The organism is Streptomyces sp. HSS9-12 (assembly GCF_054963655.1).
Genome location: NZ_JBUEGC010000002.1, coordinates 23,071 through 45,361, shown reverse-complemented (window position 1 = coordinate 45,361; position 22,291 = coordinate 23,071). Strand labels below are relative to the sequence as shown.

Below are 22,291 nucleotides of genomic sequence, written 5' to 3'. Positions count from 1 at the left end.
CAGGGAGCCTCCCGAAGGAGCTGACCGCGCTTGAACACGGTTCCTGCACTGTTTGAGTCAATCGTCGCCCGTCGGGGCGATGAGCCCGCCCTCGTCGACGGGGAGGGCACCCTCGGGTACGCGGAGCTGAACACCCGGATCAACCGGCTCGCCCGCAGGCTCATCGCGCACGGTGTCGGTCCCGACTCGCTCGTCGCGATCGCGATGCCGAAGTCGCGGGAACTGATCGTGGCGATCATGGCGGTGCTCAAGGCCGGCGGCGCCTACCTCCCGCTCGACCCGGACTATCCGGCGGAACGCCTGTCGTTCATGCTGTCCGACGCGCGGCCGGTGCTGCTGCTGCGGTCCTCCTCGGTGGCGCCCCTCGGCGCGGGTCCGGAGGAACTCGTCCTCGACGACCCGGCGTTCCGTGCCGCTTGCGCGGCTCTGCCGGGGCACGACGTCGCCCAGCACGAGCGCCGCGCCGCACTGCGCCCCGAGCACCTGATGTACGTCATCTACACCTCGGGGTCGACCGGGACGCCCAAGGGCGTCGCCGTGCCGCACGGCGGTGTGCGCGACATGGCCGCCACCCAGGCGGCCGTCCTGCGGGCGGGCCCGGGCGACCGCGTGCTCCAGTGGGCGTCCATCAGTTTCGACGCCGCCTTCTGGGACGTGTCCCTGGCGCTGCTGTCCGGGGCGGCCCTCGTGATGGTGCCCGCCGACGACCTGCTGCCGGGCCATCCGCTGTGGAACACCTTGCTCAAATACGGCATCACGCACGCCACACTGCCTCCGGTGGCGCTCAGCGAGACCGACGCCGAGGACGTCCTGCCCGGCGGGACCGTCATGTCCACGGGGGACAGCTGTACGCCGACGCTGGTGCGCAAGTGGTCGCGGGCACGGCGGATGTTCAACGGTTACGGTCCGACCGAGGTGACCGTCGGGGCGACGACCGCCGGGCCGGTGCGCGATGCCGGTGACATCGGGATCGGCACTCCGTGGGTCGGCAAGGAGGTGCACGTGCTCGACGAGCGCCTGCGCCCGGTGCCGTCCGGCACGGAGGGCGAGCTGTACATCGCGGGCAGCGGGATGGCGCGCGGCTACCTCAACCGGTCCCCGGCGACCGCGGCGAAGTTCGTGGCCGACCCGTTCGGGCCGCCGGGCACCCGGATGTACCGCACGGGCGACCGGGGCCGCAGGGGGCCGGACGGCGAGCTGCTCTTCGCGGGCCGCGCCGACAGCCAGGTGAAGCTGCGCGGTTTCCGCGTCGAACTCGGTGAGATCGAAGCCCGGCTCGCCGCCCACCCGGCGGTGGACGTCGCCGTCGCCGTGGTGCGGGGTGAGCTGGCCGACGCGCATGTCGTCGGCTACGTCACCACCACGGCGCCGGTCGAGCCGGGTGATCTGCGCGCCCATGTCGCCGAGTCGCTGCCCGCGCACATGGTGCCCGCACGGGTCACGGTGCTGGAGCGGTTCCCGACGCTGGCCAACGGCAAGATCGACCGGGGGGCCCTGCCGCAGCCGGACGCGGGCGCCGAGGGACTCTCGGGCGGCGGGCGGGCGCCGGAGGCCGTCGAGGCGGACGACTGCGCTGACGTGGTCTGCGCGATCGTGCGGGAAGTCCTCGGGACCCCGGAGGCGACGGCCGCCGACAACTTCTTCCAGCTCGGCGGGCACTCCGTGCAGGCGACCAGGCTGGTCGCCCGGATCCGGGAGCGGTACGAGGTCGCGCTGTCGATCCGGACCGTGCTGGAGGCGGCGACGATCGGCGAGCTGGCCGCGGCCGTCGAGAGCCGGCTGCCCGGCTGACGGCCGTCAGCGGAAGGCGACCGGCAGACTGGCGTAGCCGTTTAGGAAGTTGGAGTAGATCGGGGCGGGCTCGCCGCACACCTCGATCTCGGCGACCGACTCGGTGAGCGCGCTCAGCAGTGCGCGCAGCTCCGCCCGGCCGAGGAAGGCGCCGACGCAGAAGTGCGGGCCGTGGCCGAAGGATACGTGCTTGTTGGGCGAGCGGGTCGGGTCGAACCGGCGCGGCTGGTCGAACACCTCCTCGTCGTTGTTGGCGGAGGTGTTCCACAGCGTCACGATGTCGCCTGCGCGCACCTGCCGGCCGCCTATCCGCATGTCCCGCGTCGCGGTGCGGGCGAAGTGCATGGCCGGCGTAGCCCAGCGCAGCACCTCCTCGACCGCCGTGTCGATCGCGGCCGACCCTTCACGCAACGCCCGCCACTGGGCGGGGTGCTCGGCGAACGTCTTCACCGCGCAGATCGCGGACACGCGGGAGGACTCGTCGCCGCCGAGCACGAGGCTGTAGCAGTTGAGCGCGACCTCCTCCAGCGTCAGCGGGCGGCCTCCCGCCTCCGCCGTCGCGATCATGCTGATCACGTCGTCGCCGGGGTCGCCGCGGCGGTACCGGGAGAGGTCCATGAAGTAGCCGATGATCTCGTTCCGGGCCTCCAGGGAGTCCAGCCGGTCGGACTCGGCGTCGTCCGAGGAGAGGGCCAGCTTGTTCCAGCGCAGCAGCTTCTCGCGATCCGCCTCCGGAATGGAGAGCAGATCGCAGATCGTGTTCATCGGGACGTACTCGGCGACCTCCGCGGCGAAGTCGAACTCCCCCTGCCGAGCGACGGTCCTGATGAGCCGTGACGTCCGTTCCCAGACCTTCTCCTCCACCGCGCCGAGGACGCGCGGGGAGAAGGCGCGCAGCATCAGGTTGCGCAGCTCGCGGTGGCGGGGCCGGTCGGTGACCGCGAGCATCTTGCCGCCCGCCGAGTCACCGCCGCTCAGAAGGACGTCCAGTACGGTCCCTCGAGCGGAACTCAGGGAGCGTACGTCGGCGTAACAGGACAGCACGTCGGCGTGACGGGCGACGACCCAGAAACCGGGATTTCCCTCGTGCCAGTACACGGGCCGGTGCTTGCGCACGTCGCGCCAGAACTCGTATGCGTCGTGCCGTACGAAGGCGGTCGCGTCGGTCAGGTCCAGCTCGGTCGAGGTGGTCATGCCCAAATCGTCACATCGGCGGCGCCGGCGCCGGGAAGCTCTTGCGCAGGTCTTTCCTCTTGAATGAGAGACGAAAGATTGCTGATCAGCTGGTCCCTTCCCGTGTCACGCTCACGAATATGGGTCGTTGGACGCGCCGGATCGCCCGGCTGCGGCCGGCAGATCACCTATGACGAGGAGGCGGCGTCCTGAGTACTCTGACGTATGGGGACTATCTCCGCATGGAGACCCTGCTTTCGCTACAAGAGCCGCAGGCCCCCCACACAGCCGGCCGCGCGGTCGTCCTGGCCGAACAGTTCTTCATCATCACCCACCAGTCCTGCGAGCTGTGGCTGAAGCAGCTCGGGGCCGATCTGGACGCCGCTGCCGAGGCGCTCCTGCCGCCCTGTGACCCGCACGACCTGGAGCTGGGACTGGAATTCCTGCTGCGGTCCGGCGAGTTGATACGGGTGCTTCAGCAGCAGTTGCTGGTGCTGGAGAAACTGCCACTGCGTTATTTCGCCGAGTTCCGGACTTATCTGGACACGGCGAGCGGCGCGCAGTCCGCGCAGTTCCGGCGGCTGACGGCACTGCTGGGCAACAGCCACCACCAGGGCAGTCTCTACGAGGCGTTCGCGGCGGCGGTCGAGTACCAGGGGCAGTCCGTGCACGACGTCTGCCGACGTGGCGTGGAGTCCGGCGTGCTGCACCGCCTCGGGGAAGCACTGGTGGACTTGGGGAACGGGTACTGGCACTGGAAAGTGGCACACCTGGCGCTTGTGTCGAAGATGATCGGGGAGCAGGGCGGAACCGGCGGATCAAGCGGTGTCGACTTCCTTGCCCGCCGCGTCACCCGACCCTTCCCCGAACTTCGCCGGCTGCGCGGAAAAGTGCACCACTCATAGCCTTTCGGCCGCCGATGGATACCCATGCATGAGGGCCTCCTGTGGTCGGGCGTGGATGTCGCAGTCCACACCGAACCCAGAAGGCCCTCACTTGATCAAGCACCCCGAACACGTGTCACCAACATCCCGGGGCAGCCACCTAGCCGGCTTCGATCTCCAGCGCGTAGCCACGGCCCCAGGCCGTGCGGATCACCAGGTTGGTCGGTGACAGACGGCGGCGGAGCCGCATGATGTGGAGGTCGAGCGAATTCCTCGTCGGCCTCTGCAAGCGTTCCGCGAGCCGTTGTGAGAGTTCATGCCGGTACACCACCTCCCCGAAGTGCTCGATGAGCAGCTCCATCAATTCGGTCTGGACATTGGAGATGGTGATCGAATGCGAACCGAAGGTGAGTGTTCCCGCTGAGTCGAGGGTTGGTATCTGCCGGCTGTTGAGCCGATTTTGGAGAGCCCTGACCCGGGCGTCGAGATCATCCCGGGAGATGGGCGCTCGGACCCAGTCCTCGAAGGGGTCGTTGCAGACCGGCGGACGGGCACCCGCCTCCACCACGAGGAGACGGGGTACGCCGTCCCTCCTACATCGGTTCCGAAGGTCTGTTTGTGCCGGCCATCGGACGAACATGACATCGCTGGTCGTGCATCGCACAGCGTGCGCCTCCCCGTCGACGCAAATATACGGTCACTGTCATCGTCGGCCGACGGCGTCTCATGTCGGCCAAGCAGGCGTAACAGGCTGCAGGCCGTGGTGGTGTGGTTCGGTCGCCACGGCCTCGCACTGCAGCGGCGCGGCTTCCCTCGGGCCAGCGCCCGGAGCCGCGCCTCACGGCACAGCGCTAGCCGTTCATCGCCTCCCGGAGACTGCGCGGCCGCATGTCGGTCCAGTGCTCCTCCACGTAGGCGACGCTCTCCGCCCTTCCGGCGGGGCCAAAGACGCTGCGCCATCCGGCGGGCACCTCGACGAAGGCCGGCCACAGGGACTGCTGGTCCTCGTCGTTGACCAGCACGTGGAACTGGCCGTCCTCGTCGTCGAACGGATTGGTGCTCACCTTTTGTCCTCCAGATCTCGTTTCAGCAGGTGCGGGTTCGAACAGTGTCACTGCGCTGCCCGCAGAATCCGGTTGATGGTGCGGCTGATCTCAGCCGCGTTCCGCGGCCAGTACATCTCGTTGTGAGCGCAGGCGATGTCGATGCGCTGCACACGACCGTCGACGTGTTCCTGCCAGAGCACGTCCAGGTCCTCGCCCAGTTCCCGCTTGTCATGGGTCTCGGGATCGAGGAGTGCGTTGAAGAAGACGACGTCACCGCGGTACCGCGGTGAGGTGAACCGCCGCATCTGCTCCATCTGTCCGATGAAGATCGAGGAGGCGGTGGAGACGAGCGACGGGTATTCCTCCATCCCCGCCAGGTGTCCCATGTAGTTGGCGAGGTAGCGGCGGACCATGGACTCGTCCAGCGCTTCCAGGTCGGCGAAGTGGCTGGAGGGCGCGGCGTCCAGCAGCGCCAGGAGTGCCACCTCGTGCAGGCGGCGCTGGAGTTCGGCCGCCATGGCGTGCGCGAGGGTGCCGCCGAAGGACCAGCCCAGCAGGTGGTAGGGGCCGCTCGGCTGGACCTGGAGCACCTGCCCGAGGTAGTCCTCGACCATCTCCTCGATGGAGCCGGCCGGCGCAGTGGTCCCGTCGAAGCCGCGTGCCTGAATGCCGTACAGCGGCCAGGCCGGGTCCAGGTGGCGGGCGAAGCCGAGGTAGGGCCAGCTCAGCCCGCCGCCCGGGTGCAGCCACCACAGAGGGGGCTGTTGCCCCTCGGTGCGGATCGGCAGCAGGACGGCGAACGGGTCCTCGAAGTCGGCGTCGGCGTCGGTGGTCAGCTGTCCGGCCAGTTCGGCGACGGTCGGATACTGGAACACCGTGCGGATCGGGACGTCCACGCCCAACTTCTCATGGATCCGCCAGACCAGACGCGTCAGCCGCAGGGAGTGGCCACCGCAGGCGAAGAAGTCGTCGTCGATGCCGATCCGGTCCAGGCCCAGCACCTCGGCGAACAGCGCGGCGAGTTCCTCCTCGCGCGGGGTGCGCGGGGCCCGGTGTTCCCCGCCGACCGGGTCCGGCTCGGGGAGCGCGGCCCGGTCCACCTTGCCGTTCTCGGTGAGCGGCAGCCGGTCGAGGACGACGATCTCGGCGGGCATCATGAACTCCGGGAGCCGGACGGCGAGCCGCTCGCGCAGCAGGGAGGGCAGCCGGGAGGCACGGCGGGAGACTGCGGGGACGTTCGCCAGCCGTGCCGAGGGGGCGCCGGCGGGCCGGTACAGGCCGTCGCAGCAGACGGCGTCGACGTCGGGCACGACGGCCGCCTCGAAGCAGTCACCCGCCTGGGCCGACCACGTGCAGTACACCGCGAGCCCGCGCCGGGCGCCCCACGCCTCCAGTTCGGCGGGGTCGAGGGTGCCGCCCAGTTCGGCGGGAGCGCCCCATTCGGCGGCCTCGCCGGCCAGGCGGGCGTTGGGGACGCGGGTCAGGCGGAGCCGGCCGCCGTGCCGGGCCAGCGCGGTCTCCAGGTCGGCCAGTTCACGGACCTCCGACGCCCAGACCGCCTCGGGCAGGTCGCCGAGGTCTAGCGGCTTCGCCGGCGCCTTGTGCAGTACGACCTCGTAGCGGTGGCGGGTCAGCTCGTTGTGGTGGGCGCCCTGCTTGAGGCGGATGTCGGCGGCGACGTCGTCCGGGCGGGCCTCGGCCCATCGGGTGAAGAAGCCCGGGTCGACGACGAGTTCCTTCTCGGCGAGCACCGCGCGTTCGACGGCGGCCTGCACGGCGGCCGGGCCGTCGGCGGGCTGTCGGCAGCGGTGCACCGCCGCGGCGAACGTGCGCAGGGTGCGGTAGTTGCGGACGTCGCCGAGCACCACGCGCCCGCCGGGTGCGAGCCGGTCCATCGCGAGGTCGAGCACCCGGGTGAGGTAGTCGGCGTCCGGGAAGTACTGCACGACCGAGTTGAGGATGACCGTGTCGAAGTACCCGGCGGGCAGGCCGTCGGCGTCGTCGGCGGGCTGGCAGCGCAGGGTCACCTTGCCCGACAGCCGCCGGTCGGCGCTGGTCTGGGCGCGCAGTCGTTCGATGACGGGCGACGAGAAGTCGGTGCCCCAGTACTCCTCGGCCTCCGGTGCGAGCGGGCCGAGCAGCAGGCCGGAGCCGACGCCGATCTCCAGCACCCGGCGCGGGCGCAGGGACCGCACCCGCCACAGCACTGCCTCGCGCCAGGACCGCATCTGCGCCAGCGGGATGGGGCGGCCGGTGTAGGAGCTGTTCCAGCCGGTGAAGTCCTCGCCGACGGTGTCGGTGGCGACCTCTGTCCCGCCGTACATGGTGTCGTAGATCTCGCGCCACTCGCCGACCTGCTCGGCGGCGTCGCGGCCGGTAGACGCGGCGCTGTCGGGCACGACGTAGGCGACCATGCGGCGTTCGCCGAGCCGGTCCCGGCGCACGGCGACCACCGCGTTCGCCACGCCGTCCTGTTCGCGCAGCACCGCCTCCAGCTCGCCCGGCTCGACGCGGAAGCCGCGCAGCTTGAGCTGGTCATCGCTGCGACTGACGTAGTGAAGGCGACCGGCGGTGTCCCAGCGCACCAGGTCGCCGGTGCGGTACGCGCGCGCTCCGGGCCGTGCGGACGGGTCGGGCACGAACCGGGTGGCGGTCAGGCCCGGGCGGCCGGCGTAACCGCGCGCCACGCCGTCGCCGCCGATGTACAGCTCGCCCACCACGCCGGCCGGCACCGGCTGCAGCCGGTCGTCCAGGACGAGGAGCCGGCTGCCGTCCATCGGGGTGCCAATGGGCAGCGGGTCGGTGCACTGCGCCGCGGAGGCCATCCGGTGCCGGGAGGCGAACGTGGTGGTCTCGGTCGGGCCGTAGCCGTTGACCACGGTGACGCCGGGGCAGGCGTCGAGGACCGTGCGGACGGCGGTCGGCGACAGGACGTCCCCGCCGGCCCACACCTCCTGGACGGCGCCGAAGCACTCGGCGTGCTGTTCGGCCATCACGGCGAACAGTCCGGCGGTCAGCCACAGCGCCGTCACCCCCCGCTCGGTGATCACCCGGGCAAGTTCCGCGGTGTCCGGCCGGCCGGCGCGGGCCACCACGGCCGTGCCGCCGCCGAGCAGCGGCACCCACATCTCGTACGTCGACGCGTCGAAGGTGTGCGGCGAATGGACGAGGACGCGGCGATGGGCGCCGGTGCGGAAGCAGCCGTCGAGCGCGAGGTCGACGACGTTGCGGTGGGTCACCTCCACGCCCTTGGGGCGGCCGGTGGAACCCGAGGTGTACATCACGTAGGCGACGGCGTGCTCGCCGACGCCCTCGACCTCGGGCGGCGAGTCGGGCAGCCCGTCGAGATCCTCCTCGGCGAGTCCCTCGTCCACGGTGACCGCCGGATCAAGGTCCGCGAGCAGGAAGTCGATGCGCTCGGGCGGGTAGGTCGGGTCGACCGGCGCGTAGGCGGCACCGGCCTTGAGGGCGCCGAGGATGGCGGCGACCAGCAGCGGCGAGCGTTCCATCACGAGCGCGACGCGGTCGGCCGGGCGGGCGCCGCGGGCCCGGAAGTGGTGCGCGAGGCGGTTGGCCCAGCGGTCCAGTTCGGCGTAGGTCCAGGTGAGCGTGGAGTCCGCGGAGACCAGCGCGGTCGCGTCCGGCGTCGCGGCGACCGCGGCGGCGAACCGCTCGGGAAGGGTGCCGGCCTCGAACCCGGCGCCTCGAGCCGGGCCGCCCCAGGCGCTCAGCGCCGCGCGCTCGTGTTCGGTCAGGACACCGACGGATCCGATGGGCGTGTCGGGCGCCGCGACCGCCTGGCGCAGGAAGTGCAGCCAGCGGTCGAGCAGGGTCCTGACCGTCCCGGCGTCGAAGAGTTCGGTGGCGTACTCCGCGAAGCCCTCGATGCGGGCCGGTGCGCCTTCCTCGTCCCGTTCGGTGACGCTGATGAACAGGTCGAAGCGCGCGGTGCCCAGGGAGAACGGCTCCTCGGTCACGGTCAGGCCGGCCAGGTGGAACTCCGGCCGCGTGTTGTTCTGGAGGGCCAGGCACACCTGGAAGAGCGGGTGGTGGGCGGGCGAGCGGACCGGGTTGAGCACCTCGACCAGGTGCTCGAACGGGATGTCCTGGTGGTCGTAGGCGGCGAGGCTGCTCTCGCGGACCCGGCCGACGAGTTCGGCGAAGGAGGGGTCACCGGAGGTGTCCGCGCGCAGCACCCACGTGTTGACGAAGAAGCCGACCAGTCGGTTGAGCGCCTCGTCGGTGCGTCCGGCGATGGGTGAGCCGATCGGCACGTCCGTGCCCGCGCCGAGCCTGGTGAGCAGCGCGGCGAGGGCCGCCTGGAGCACCATCGACACCGTGGCGCCGGACTCCCGGGCCATCCGGCGCACGCCGTCGGTCAGCTGGAGGTCGAGTGCGAGCGGTTCCAGATCGCCGGCGTACGACGCGACGGCGGGCCGGGGCCGGTCGGTGGGGGGCGTGACGATCTCGGGCAGGCCGGCCAGCTGGGTCGTCCAGTAGTCCAGCTGCCGCCGGTAGAGGCTGCCCGGGTTCTCGCTGTCGCCCAGCAGTTCCCGCTGCCAGAGCGTGTAGTCGGCGTACTGCACGGGAAGCGGTTCCCACTCGGGCGCCCGGCCCTCGCGGCGGGCCTCGTAGGCGGTGGTGAGGTCCTCGGCGAGCGGGAGGGCGGACCAGCCGTCGGCGGCGATGTGGTGCGCGCCGATGAGGAACACCGCCTCGCGTTCGCCGGTCCGCAGCAGCCAGGAGCGGAACGGGATCTCGGCCGCCAGGTCGAACGGGCGGCGCGCCGCCGCCCGCAGGACGCCGGGCAGTTCGGCCTCGGTGACCTCGCGTTCCTCCCAGGGGACCTCGACCGCGGCCGGTGGCAGGATCCGCTGGTACGGCTGCCCGTCCGCCTCGCCGAAGACGGTGCGCAGCGATTCGTGCCGCACGACGACGTCGTGAACGGCGCGGCGCAGGGCGGCCGTGTCGAGCGCGCCGCGCATCCGCAGGGCCAGCGCGATGTTGTAGGTCGCCGAGGGTCCCTCGAAGCGGTGGATGAACCACAGCCGCTGCTGGGCGTAGGACAGGGGCAGCCGTTCGGGTCGGACCTGGGGCCGCAGCGGCGCGCGGAGGTGGTTCAGGGTGGTCAGGTGGGCCGCCAGTTCGGCGACGGTGGGCGACTGGAAGACGGCCCGGATGGGGATCTCCACGCCGTGCTCGGCCCGGATGCGGCTGACCAGCCGGGTGGCCAGGAGCGAGTGGCCGCCGACGGTGAAGAAGTTGTCGTCCACGCCGACCCGGTCGAGACCGAGGACCGCGGCGAACAGCGCGCACAGCGACTCCTCCTCCGGTGTGGCGGGGGCCCGGCCGCCACCGGCCGTGTAGTCGGGCGCGGGCAGGGCGCGCCGGTCGGGCTTGCCGTTGTCGGTCAGCGGCACGGCGGCGATGGGCACGATGGCGGCCGGGATCATGTACTCGGGCAGACTCTCCCGCATATGGCCGCGCAGGGCGGGCAGCAGTGCCGTCACGGCGGCGGCCGCGGGGTCGTTCGCCGGGGTGCGTCCGTCGGTGGCCGGCAGGTACGTGCCGGTGAGGGGGGTGCCGGCCGCCGGGCCGTCGCGCAGCACGACGACGTCGAGCAGGTCGACCCCGTCGGCCGACCAGGTCGGCACCGCGTCCCAGCCGTGCCGGGCGGCCCAGGCGCGGATCTCGGCGGGGTCGAGCGGCGGCAGCTCGGGCGCGGCGGAGCCGTCGAGGCCGAGGGCGCGGGCCGCTGCGGCCTCCTCGGTGAGGCGGGCGTTCGGGATTCCGGTGATCCGCACCGCCGACTCGGGCCGGTCGCCCATGCGGTCGGCGAGCCGGTCCAGGTCGCCTTCCCAGGCCAGGGTGGGGACGCCGTCGAGCCGTCGCGGGGCGTCCGCCGGTTCCGTGCCCGGCTTGTGCAGCACGACCTCGTAGCGGTGCCGGGTCAGCTCGTTGTGGTGGATGCCGTCCTTGGCGCGGATGTCGGCTCCGGCCGCTCCGGCCCCGTCTGCCCAGCGCAAGAACCACTCGGGGTCGACCACCAGTTCCTTCTCCAGCAGGACGGCCTGGTCGACCGTGGTGCGCAGGACAGCCGGTGCCGCATCGGGGTGCTTCGCCCGCTGGACGCCCGCCTGGAGCGTGCGCAGGGAGGCCGCCCGCCGGATGTCGCCGAGGACGATCCGACCGCCCGGCGCGAGCAGTTCCCAGGCGCCGTCCAGCACCCGGGCGAGGTAGCGCTCGTCGGGGAAGTACTGGACGACCGAGTTGAGCACCACGGTGTCGAATCCGCCCCGGGGCAGTGCGGTGAGATCGTCGGCGGCCTGGTGGCGCAACCGGACCCGGTCGGCCAGGCCGGCCCGGGTCACCTGGTCGCCGAGCCGGTCGATCACGGCCCGGGAGAAGTCAGTGGCCCAGTACTCCTCGACCCGGCTGGCGATGTGCGCGAGCAGGAGTCCGGTGCCGACGCCGAGTTCGAGGACGCGCTCGGGTGACCAGCGCAGGACGCCTTCCACGGCGGCGTCGCGCCAGGCCCGCATCTCGTCGAGCGGGATCGGCTCACCGGTGGAGGAGTTGTTCCAGCCGGTGAAGTCCTCACCGAATCCGTGTCCGCTGTCGTCGGAGTAGGTCTGGTCGTAGACCTCCTGCCACTCCCCCACCTGGTCGTCGGTGCCGCCGACGGGCGGCAGGGCGCCGGTGTCGGGGACGACGTAGGCGACCAGGCGCAGGTCGCCGGGCTGGTCCTCGCGGGCGGTGACGATGGCCTGGCGGACGGCCGGATGCCGGACCAGGGCGTGCTCGATCTCGCCGGGCTCGACGCGGAACCCGCGCAGCTTGACCTGGTTGTCGGCGCGGCCGAGGAAGCAGATGTTGCCGTCCGGGAAGAAGCTGGCGCGGTCGCCGGTGCGGTACAGCCTGTCTCCCTCACGCGCGCTGAACGGGTCACGGACGAATCGTTCCGCTGTCAGCTCGGGCCGGTTGACGTAGCCGACGCAGAGACAGTCCCCGCCGATGTACAGGTCGCCCTCGACGCCGACGGGGCACGGCTCCATGTTCTCGTCGAGCACGTAGTAGCGGGCGTTGTCGATGGGACGGCCGTAGGGGATGCTGCGCCAGGACGGGTCGATCTCCCGGACCCGGAAGTAGTTGGACCACACCGTCGCCTCGGTGGCGCCGCCGAGGCTGACGATCTCCGCGCCGGTGAACACCCGTCGGACCTCGTCGGGCAGCGACAGCGGGGTGTAGTCGCCGGAGAGGAACATCAGGCGCAGGTCGTCGGTGCCCTCGTACCCGCCGTCCTCGGTGAGCAGGGATGCGACCTGGTTGAGGGTGGTGGGCACCGAGTCCCAGAAGGTGATCGGCTCCGTGAGCAGGACGTCGAGGAGCAGCTGCGGATCGCGCTGCTGGACGGCGTCCGCGATGTAGACGCCGCCGCCGCAGCCGAGCAGGCCGAAGATGTCGAAGACGGAGAGGTCGAAGCCGAGCGAGGTGACGCACAGGACGACGTCGTCGGGGCCGAACGCGAACGTGCGGTAACACCAGTCGAGCAGGTTGTGCACCGGGCGGTGGGTGACCGCGACGCCCTTCGGCTTCCCGGTGCTGCCGGAGGTGAAGATGATGTACGCCGTGTTGTCCGGTCCCGCGGCCGGTTCCGGATCGTGGTCGGCGCCGGGCGACCGGGCGTCGGCGAGTTCGGCGAGCCGGACGCCGTCCGGCAGGGCCCAGCGTTCGGTGTCCGGCGTGGACAGCACGAGGGAGCACCCGGCGTCGGCGAGCATGCCAGCCACGCGATCGGCGGGCAGCGCCGGTTCGAGCGGCAGATAGGCGCCGCCCGCCTTGAGCACGCCCAGGACGGCGGCGATCATGGCCGGCCCACGGGTGACGCCGACGCCGACGACGGTCTCCGGGCCGACGCCGCGTTCCTTGAGGTCCCAGGCGACGCGGTTGGCCCACCGGTTCAGCTCGCCGTAGGTCATGGTGCCGCCGGCCCAGCGCAGGGCGGTGGCGTCCGGGCGCCGTGCGGCCTGCTCCTCGAAGAGCACGTGGACCGGTCCCGGGCAGTGGACGGCGTGGGCGGTGTCGTTCCACTCGACGAGGATCTTGTGGCGCTCGGCTGCGTCGAGAGTGTCGCCGGACCGGCCGGGCCCGGCCTCGGCCGCTGCGGCGACGGTGGTCCTCGGGTTGGCCACGACCTCTTCGACAACGGCCACGAACCGTGCCGCGATGTCCTCCACGGTGGAGCGGTCGAAGATATCGGTGGCGTACTCGATCTCACCGACGACGGAGCCGGTGGAGTCGTCCGGCGCCAGGTTGAAGAACAGGTCGAACTTGGCGCTGCCGGTGGGCAGCGGTTCCATCGTCACGGTGAGACCCGGCAGGTCCAGGTGCGGTGGGATGTTGTTCTGCCACGCCAGCACCACCTGGAACAAGGGGTGGTGCGCGGTCGACCGCTCCGGCCGCAACAGCTCCACGAGCCGCTCGAACGGCACATCCTGGTGATCGTAGGCGGCAAGCGCCTTCTTCCGTACCTGTTCAAGCACCCACTCGAAAGTCCGCTCCGCAGTCACCTGCACGCGCAGCGTCCAGGTATTGACGAAGAAGCCCACCAGTTCACTCAGTGCCTCCTCCGTACGGCCCGCGATCGGCGAGCCGACGGTCACATCCTTGCCTCCTCCCAGCCGATGCAGCAATACCACCAAGGCTGCCTGGAGCACTATCGCCGTCGTGACACCATTGGCTTGCGCCAACTTCTCCGCGGCAGCGCGCAGTTCGGCGGACAACCGACCGGGACCGATCCGCCCCGGAAACTCGCCACCTCGGGACGGGGCCGGTCCAGGGGCAAGGGAAGAGGCTTGGACACACCGGCCAGTTCCTCGCGCCAATAAGCGCTCTGCACCGAGACGACGCTGTCCGGATCCTTTTCGTCACCCAGCATTTCCTTTTGCCACAGCGCGTAGTCCGAGTACTGCACGGGCAGTTCGGGCCAGTCCGGTGCCGTGCCGGTCACCCGGGCCCGGTAGGCCGTCGACACGTCACGTGCCAGCGGGGCCAGCGAGCCGCCGTCGCCGGCGATGTGGTGGATCACCAGGACGACCACGAACTCCTCGTCGCCGCTCTGGAGGACGCAGCCGCGCAGCGGCACGTCCGTCGACAGGTCGAACCAGCTGCCGCTCACCGACGCCACCACGCCGGGCACCCGCTCGGGGGCCACCCGGCCCCAGTCCTGCCAGGGCAGGTCGATCTCGGCAGGGTCAAGAACACGCTGGTACGGCTGGCCGTCGGTTTCCGCGAAGACCGTGCGCAGGACTTCGTGGCGCACCATCAGGTCGCGAAACGCCGCCCGCAATGCGACGGTGTCGAGCGGGCCGTGGCAGCGGAGGAGCAGCGGAATGTTGTAGGTGGAGGAAGGGCCTTCGAAGCGGTTGATGAACCACATGCGCCGCTGCGCGTACGACAGGGGGGTCATGGTTTTTCCTACCTTTCGGTCATTCTCCGCAGCGGCTTTCGAGTGGAGGCCGACATCTCGTTCCAGCGGGCGGTCAGTTCGGCGACGGTCGGGGCGGTGAAGAGGATGCGCATCGGGATTTCCACGCCCATTTCCGCGCGCACCCGGGCCACCAGCCGGGTGGCCAACAGGGAATGGCCGCCCAGGAGGAAGAAATCGTCGTCGAGACCGATCCGCTCGGCGCCCAGAACCTCGGCGAACAGCGCGCACAGCGTCTCTTCCCGGGGTGTGTGGGGGGCCCGGTACTCGTCCCCGGCGAACTCCGGGCGGGGCAGGGCGGAACGGTCGAGCTTGCCATTGGGCGTCAGTGGCAGTTCCGTGAGTGTCACGAACGCGGCCGGGATCATGTAGGCCGGCAGCCGCTCTCCGACCGCCTCCAGCAGGAGCTCCGTTGTGGGCGGCTCGGCGCCGGTCTCCGGGACCACGTACGCCACCAGCCGGTGGTCCCCCGGCCGGTCCTCGCGGGCGATGACGACAGCCCGGCGGACCGCAGGGTGGCGGGTCAGGGTGTGCTCGATCTCGGCGGGCTCGATCCGGTAGCCGCGCAGTTTGATCTGGTGGTCGGAGCGGCCGAGGTACTCCACCTCACCCGTGTCCGTCCAGCGGGCGAGATCCCCGCTGCGGTACATCCGGGCGCCCGGTGGCCCGAACGGGCAGGCCACGAACCGCTCCGCGGTCATGCCCGGCCTGTCGTGGTAGCCGCGGGCCAGGCCCTCGCCGGCGATCCAGAGGTCACCGGTGGCGCCGGGCGGTACCGGGCGCAGCGCCTGGTCCAGCACGAGGATCCGGGTGCCGGCGACCGGGCCGCCGACGGAGGGAGGCATGCCTGAGCGGCCGGGGAGCAGACGGGCGGCGGTGGCGTAAACGGTGGTCTCGGTCGGGCCGTAGAGGTTGGTGACCTCGGCGGCGTTCCGGCATAGGGTTTCGGCGAGCGCCAGAGGCAGGGCCTCGCCGGTGGAGATCACCCGCAGCCCGGTCAGACAGGCCGGCGCGTGGGTGACCAGGCTCTGCCAGAGCGCGGGGGTGGCCTGCATGACGGTGATGCCGGACCGTTCGACGAGGTCGAGCAGTGCCGACGGCTGGGTGATGTCGTCCTTGCCGGCCAGTACCACCCGGCCGCCGGCGAGCAGGGGCAGGAAGAGTTCCAGCGCGGCGATGTCGAACGCGACGGTGGCGCAGGCCAGCAACCGGTCGTCCGGCGTCAGGGCGAACCGATCCTGCATACCGGTCAGCAGGATCGCCAGCGCACCGTGCCGGACCACCACGCCCTTGGGCGTCCCCGTGGAGCCGGAGGTGTAGATGACGTAGGCGGCGTGGTCGGCGCCGACCGGAACGCGCGGGCCGTGGGCAGGGTGAGGGGACCGGTCGGACAGGTCCACTCCGGCCAGCCGCTTCTCATCGAGCACCAGCACCGGTGCGCTGTCCTCGACCACGGCCCGCACCCGGGCGGCCGGGTACTCCGGGTCCACCGGCACATACGTGCCGCCGGTCTTCCACACGGCCAGCAGGGCCACCACCAGGTCGGCCGAGCGGGGCAGCAGCACCACGACCCGGGATTCCGGGCCCACGCCCTGCCCGGCCAGCCAGTGCGCGAGCCGGCCGGCCCGCTCGTCCAGCTCCCGGTAGGTCAGCCGGTGCCCGCGGAACTCGACGCAGACCGCGTCCGGCGTCCGGACCGCCCGCGCAGCGAGCAGGTCCGGCACGGTCCGCTCGGGGGGCGGGACCGCGGTGTCGTTCCAGCCGTGCAGCACCTGTTCGCGCTCGGCGTCGGACACCACGTCGAGCGCGCCGACGGTGGCCCGCGAACCGGCGGCGAACTGCCGCAGCACCCGCACCAGCCGGTCGGCGAGCGCCTCCACGGCGGTCGGCTCGAAGACGTTGCGGCGGTAGTGGAAGGAGATCCGCAACAGCGGGTCGGCCGCCGCGATCACGGTCAGCGGATAGTGCGGCGGGGCGTACGGGCGGATACCGGTCACCACGGGTTGCGCCGACGCGCCCGCCGCCGCGTGTCCGGACCGGTCGACGGGGAACGACTCGAACACCACCAGCGTGTCGAACAGTTCGTTCAGCCCGGTCGCCCGCTGGATGTCGGCGAGCCCCACATGGTGGTGGTCCAGCAGTCTCGCTTGGGCGTCCTGGAGCCGGCCGAGCACCTCCGGGACCGGGTCGGCCGACGTACATCGCACCCGCACCGGGACCGTGTTGATGAACAGGCCGATCGTGCTGTCCGCGCCCGGCAGCCCCGAGGGCCGGCCCGCGACCGTGGCGCCGAACAGCACCTCCTGGCCGCCGGTGAGCTGCCCCAGCACCATGGCCCACGCGCCCTGCACCAGGGTGTTGGTGGTGACGCCCCACTCCGCGGCGCGGCGCGCCAACCTGGTGGAGTCCTCGCCGGTGAGCGGCACGTCGATCTGCCCGCTGCCGCTGCCGGTCGGCTGGGCCCCGGGCGTCGTGGGCGCCAGCAGGGTCGGCTCCGCCACACCGGCGAGTTCCTCGGCCCACGCGCGGGCGGAGCGTGCCGTGTCCTGCCGTGACAGCCAGCCCAGGAAGTCCCGGTAGCCGTGCGGGCGCGCCGGTGCGGTGCCGCCGGCCGTGTACAGGTCCATCAGTTCCCGCTCGATGAGCGGCACCGACCAGCCGTCGAGCAGCACGTGGTGGGCGGTGAGGGCCAGTTCGGCGTGCCGGGGGCCGATCGTGACGAGGGTCAGGCGCAGCAGCGGTGGGCTGTCCGGGCGGAAGCGTGCGTCCCGCTCCTCGGCGAGGATCTCCTCCAGCCGCGTGGCGGCGTCGTCCTCGCCGGTGAGGTCGAGGTGCCGCCAGGGCAGCGGGACGTCGTCCACGACGACCTGCACGGGCTCACCGGTGGCGCTCGGCTGGAACGCGACCCGCAGGTTCGGGTGCCGGTCGAGCAGGGCCTGGCCTGCCACCCGCAGGCGCCCCGGGTTCACCGGGCCTTCGAGCCGGAACACGAACTGCGTCTGGTATGCCTCGGACGCGCTCTGCGCGAGCATCGTGTGGTAGAGCAGCCCGTCCTGCAACGGCGTGAGCGGCCATACGTCGCTGACGCGTCCGAAGCGCCCTTGCCAGTCGTCCAGTTCTTCCTGACTGACGGTGACCAGCGGGACGTCGGACGGGGTCAGTCCCCGCCCGCCGGACTCGACCAGGTTCCGCAGGCCGCGCAGGGCGGCGCACCAGGTGCGGGACAGGGCGCGGACCTCGTCGGCGGTCAGAGCCCCGGTGGCGAAGGTGAACAGGGCCGTGAGGCGCGCGTCGTCGCCGGTTCCGGTCACCAGGGCGTTCAGTTCCAGCGCGCTGGGCGTCGGCATGTCCGCGGCAGGCGCGGCGACCAACTCGGCGCATTCGGGCGCCGGGGTCCATCCGGAGACAGGGATGAGGTCTTGGGCGGGCGCTGGCTCCGGGCGTTCGAAGGAGAAACGGCCCAGGAAGTTGAATCCGATGTCGTCCGCCGGATACGGGCGCAGCAGTGCCGCGGTGTCGTCGTTGACGTAGCGCAGCAGGGTGTAGCCGATGCCCTGGTCAGGCAGGGCCCGCCGCTGCTCCTTCACCCGCTTCAGGGCGTCACCGGCGGCGGCTCCTCCGGTGATCGCGGCGTCGACGTCGATCCCCGAGACGTCGAGGCGTACGGGGGTGACCGTGGTGAACCAGCCGACCGTGCGGGACAGGTCCGCACCCGGCACCAGTTCCTCCTGTCGGCCGTGCCCTTCGATCCGTACGACCGTCGTGCCGCCGGTGGGACCCCGCCGTTCCCGGGCCAGCGCGAGGACGAGGGCGGTGAGCAGGACGTCGTCCGCGCCGCTGCGGTAGGCCGCGGGGACGGAGGTCAGGATCGCGTTCGTGAGGTCGGCCGGGAGCTCCACCCGGACGGTGTCGGTGGTGGAGGTGAGGTCCCGGCCGGGGTCGAGCGGCCGGGAGCCCACGGGTGCGACGGGGGCCGCGAGCAGGTCGCGCCACAACATCACCTCCGCCACCCGTTCGGGGCGGGCCGCCTCGTCGGCGAGGGCGTGCAGCCATCGGCGCAGGGAGGTACCCACCCGCGGCAGCGCGGGGATCCGGCCATCTTGGACCTGGCGCCAGGCCGCGGCCAGGTCGGGCAGCAGCACCCGCCAGGACATGCCGTCGACGACCAGGTGGTGGGCCACGACCAGCAGCCGCCGCGGCCCGCCTGCGGCCCCCCGGAACCAGACCAACCGGAGCATCTGTCCGGCCCGGGCGTCGATGTGCCGTACGGCCTCGGCGGCCTCGGCTCGCAGCAGGTTCTGCCACGCCTCGCCGTCCCAGTCCCCCGGGCAGTCGACCCGGCCGACGAGTGCGCCGGCGTCCACAGTTCCGGGCGGCTGCACCAGCAGGCCGTCGTCCGTCAGCCGTGAGCGCAGGACGTCGTGCCGGTCCAGGACGCAGCGCAGGGCCGCGGTGAGGCCGGGGAGGTCGACGGCTGCGGGCAGCTCCAGCACCAGCCACTGGGCGAGGCGGTCCAGGCCGGGGCCCCGCTCGGCGTACAGCCGGGCCATGGGGGGCAGCGGCAGCAGGCCGACGCCGCCGCCCTCGAGTTCGGCGAGGGCGGCCGGGGCGGTGTCGCGTGTCGCGGCCTGTGCGAGCGCGGCGACGGTGCGGCACTCGAACACGGCGCGCGGGCTGAACGCGAGACCGCCGACGCGGGCGCGTGCCACCACCTGGATCGCCCGGATGCTGTCGCCGCCCAGGGCGAAGAAGTCGTCGTCCACCCCGATCTCGCTCAGGCCGAGCACCTCGGCGAACGCGGCGGCCAGGAGGCTCTCGTCACCGGTCCGGGGCGGCCGGTGGGCATGGCCGGTGATCTCCGGCTCCGGCAGCGCGGCCCGGTCCAGCTTGCCGTTCGCGGTCACCGGCATGCGGTCCAGCGCGACGATGACGGCGGGCACCAGGTGGGCGGGCAGCCGGGCCGCGACGAAGCCCCGCAGTTCGGCGAGGTCCAGACCGGCGTGCAGATCCCAGTCGGCGCCAGCCGGGCCGCTGCCGCCGGAGGTGGCCGGGACGACGTAGGCGACGAGCTGCGCGGCTCCGTCCGCGCCCCGGCCGGGCCGGGCGACGACGGCCGCCCTGAGCACTCCGGGGTGGTCGGTCAGCGCGTCCTCGATCTCCTGGGGCTCGACCCGGAAGCCGCGGATCTTCACCTGCTGGTCGGCGCGGCCGGCGAACTCCAGCTCGCCGTCGGCGTTCCAGCGCGCCAGGTCGCCGGTCCGGTACATGCGCCGCCCGGGTTCCCCGAAGGGGCAGGCCACGAAGCGCTCCGCGGTCAGGCCCCGGCGGTCGTGGTAGCCCCGGGCGAGTCCGGCGCCCGCGATGTAGAGGTCATCGAAAACGCCGGGCGGCAGCGGTCGCAGGCGGCTGTCGAGGACGTAGAGCGCGGTGTTCCAGATCGGGATGCCGATCGGTATCGTGCGCGCCCCGGGCCGGTACTGCCACGCGGTGACGTCCACGGCCGCCTCGGTCGGCCCGTACAGGTTGTGCAGCGGCACGCCGAAAGTCCGGTGGAATCGCGCGGCCAGCTCGGCCGGCAGCGCCTCTCCGCTGCACACGACGCGGCGCAGACCGGTGCACGCGGCGGCCGTCTCCTCGGTGACGAACTCGGCCAGCATCGACGGGACGAAGTGCGCCGTCGTGACACCGGCCCGCCTGATCACCCCGGCGAGGTAGTCCGGGTCCCGGTGCCCGTCCGGCCGGGCGACCACCAGGGTGGCGCCGGTGATCAGCGGCCAGAAGAACTCCCAGACGGACACGTCGAACGAGGCGGACGTCTTCTGCAGGACCCGGTCGGTGCCGTCGAGCCGGAAGCGGTCCTGCATCCAGAGCAACCGATTGACGATCGCGGCGTGCGTGACGACGACGCCCTTGGGCCGCCCGGTCGATCCCGACGTGTAGATCATGTACGCGGGATGGTCGACACCGTGCGGGGTGGAGGTGACGGGCCGTTCGGTGAGCGGGGCGTCGTCGACCATGACCACGGGGACATCTGTCCGGGGCAGCCGGTCCGCGGTGTCCTTGACCGTCAGCAGCAGCGCGGGCTTGGCGTCGGCGAGCATGAACTCGACCCGCGCGGCCGGGTAGTCCGGATCGACGGGGACGTAGGCGGCGCCCGCCCTGAGGACCGCGACCAGCGCGACGACCAGTTCCGGGGAACGGGGCACCGCGACCGCGACGAACCGCTCGGGCCCGGCGCCGCGCTCGGTCAGCAGGCGGGCGAGCCGGCCGGACTTCTCGGCCAGTTCCCGGGGGTCGCCGGCGGCAGGGTCACCTTGAGTCCGGCGTACTCGGTGAGCAGCGCGCGGCGTTCGGAGGGGTGCAGCGCGGTGACGGTCCCGACCGGGGCGTGCGGGTCGGCCAGGGCCGTCCGCAGGAACGTCACGAACCGCTCGGCGAGCCCGGCGATGTCCTGGTCGTCGTACTCGGCCCGCGGCGCGTCGAACCGGACGTACAGGTCGCTGTCGGCCCTTCCGTCGGTGTAGACGCAGACCATCACCTCGTCGATCACGCCGAAGGTGCCACCGGCGAAGTGGGCTGAGGCGCCCGCCAGGTCGAGCGCTTCAACGGAGGGGAGCACGTTGACGACGGCACCGAACGGGCTGCGCGCGTCGCCGGCGTGGCCGGTGGCCCGTTTGATCAGGGATATGTCGTGCCGGGCGTGCCGCAGGACACGGCGCCGCTCCCGGCCGAGCGCCTCGGCCAGTTCCACGAAGTCGGCCGCGTGGTCCACCCTCGAGCGCAGCGGCACCCGGTTGGAGAGCAGGCCGAGGGAGCAGCGCAGTGCGCCGACGCGGTGATTGACGGTGATGGTCAGCAGCGGCTCGGACAGACCGCACATGTGCCCAAGAAACGCGGTGGCGGACGCGGCGATCAGGTCGGGCACCGAGGTCCCGGCCGCGGTGGAGGCGTGTTCCCAGGCGGCGAGTTCGGCGGCCGGGACCGTCACGGTGCGGGTGGACATCCCCTGCGGTGCGGTGAGGCCGTCCCAGTACCCGGGCTCGCCGGCGGGGGCGCCGGTGCCGGGACGGACCCCGGCGGGCAGGCGGGCGGCGGGCAGGTCTCCGGCGAGGTAGTCGGGCCAGAACCGCTCGGCGTCGGCAAATCGCTTCGACGCCCGGTAGGCGGCGTCGTTCGCCGCCGCGTCCTCCGGCGGGTTGGGGGCGCCCTCCGGCAACGCGGAGCCGACGCGCAGCGCGCGGTAGATCTCGGCGATCCGCCGGGACAGCAGGGTGAGAACGCCGAACGCGTCGGTGAGGACGTGGTGGAAGACGAGCACGAGCAGGTGACGGCCGGGGCCCAGCCGGATGGAGCCGATCCGCAGCAGCGCGTCCTCGGCCAGGTCGAAGGGCCGGCGCACGAGATCGGCGACGACGGCGCGGGCCGCGTCGGCGGGGTCGGCGGCATCGCCGACGTCGAGGCGGAACGGCTCCCACGCCCCGAGGTCCCGGGCGACCAGCCGCACTCCGTCGTCGCGGCGGAAGTTCACCCTCAGCGCGTCGGCTTCCGCCACCGCCGCCCGCAGGGCCTCGGCGAGCAGGGCGGTGTCCAGGTCACCGTCGATGTCCCATAGAGTCGCCACGTTGTTCGGTACGTCAGGGGTGAACTCCTGCGCGAGCCACATGGCCTCCTGCGCGGATGTGACTCCGGTGCAACCCATCCAAATCCCCCAGCAAAGTGGTTTCCCGGACAACGGCCCCTCGCCATGCCGATGCTTGTCGCGGCCCGTGTGGTTGAACAACTGCGATGAAAGATCTAGGCCAGAGATCGAAAAGGAATCGGCCAGCACCCGCAAAAACTCCGCCACCCCGCGCGGGCAGGCGCCCGCCGCAACCGCCCTCGAAGAACATCTCTCGACCGCGGATCTGGGC

General features: G+C 72.0%; 7 protein-coding genes and 1 pseudogene. 2 read left to right on the top strand and 6 right to left on the bottom strand.

From position 1 onward, the window contains the following. Window positions 1-30 precede the first annotated feature (30 nt). Window positions 31-1,791, top strand: a complete 1,761-nt coding sequence (locus ACY34J_RS01310; protein WP_462724396.1) for a non-ribosomal peptide synthetase — start codon at window positions 31-33, stop codon at window positions 1,789-1,791. A gap of 6 nt (window positions 1,792-1,797) precedes the next feature. On the opposite strand, the gene ACY34J_RS01305 is transcribed toward ACY34J_RS01310, so the two are convergent. Continuing rightward, the gene (locus ACY34J_RS01305) at window positions 1,798-2,985 is read right to left on the bottom strand and encodes a cytochrome P450 (RefSeq protein WP_462724395.1); all 1,188 of its coding nucleotides are present in this window, start codon (window positions 2,983-2,985) and stop codon (window positions 1,798-1,800) included. Window positions 2,986-3,173: 188 nt separating this feature from the next. On the opposite strand from ACY34J_RS01305, the gene ACY34J_RS01300 reads away from it, so the two are divergent. Beyond that, on the top strand, window positions 3,174-3,869 hold the full coding sequence (locus ACY34J_RS01300; protein ID WP_462724527.1) for a tryptophan 2,3-dioxygenase family protein: 696 nt from the start codon (window positions 3,174-3,176) through the stop codon (window positions 3,867-3,869). Window positions 3,870-4,008: 139 nt separating this feature from the next. Here the strand turns inward: ACY34J_RS01300 and ACY34J_RS01295 are convergent, their stop codons facing one another. The 5 genes and pseudogenes from ACY34J_RS01295 to ACY34J_RS01275 all read right to left on the bottom strand — a co-directional run bounded on the left by ACY34J_RS01295 (window position 4,009) and on the right by ACY34J_RS01275 (window position 22,044). Then, window positions 4,009-4,416 (bottom strand): helix-turn-helix domain-containing protein, encoded by a 408-nt coding sequence (locus ACY34J_RS01295; protein ID WP_462724394.1) that lies wholly within the window; start codon window positions 4,414-4,416, stop codon window positions 4,009-4,011. A gap of 283 nt (window positions 4,417-4,699) precedes the next feature. Then, window positions 4,700-4,912, bottom strand: coding sequence for an MbtH family protein (locus ACY34J_RS01290; protein WP_462724393.1), 213 nt, complete (start codon window positions 4,910-4,912; stop codon window positions 4,700-4,702). A gap of 47 nt (window positions 4,913-4,959) precedes the next feature. Next, window positions 4,960-14,333: pseudogene (locus ACY34J_RS01285) on the bottom strand (amino acid adenylation domain-containing protein). A 38-nt stretch (window positions 14,334-14,371) separates the two neighbouring features. Further along, window positions 14,372-20,632, bottom strand: a complete 6,261-nt coding sequence (locus ACY34J_RS01280) for an amino acid adenylation domain-containing protein (protein WP_462761933.1) — start codon at window positions 20,630-20,632, stop codon at window positions 14,372-14,374. Beyond that, window positions 20,629-22,044 (bottom strand): condensation domain-containing protein, encoded by a 1,416-nt coding sequence (locus ACY34J_RS01275; RefSeq protein WP_462724392.1) that lies wholly within the window; start codon window positions 22,042-22,044, stop codon window positions 20,629-20,631. Before ACY34J_RS01275 ends, ACY34J_RS01280 begins: the two co-directional genes overlap by 4 nt. Window positions 22,045-22,291: the final 247 nt, after the last annotated feature.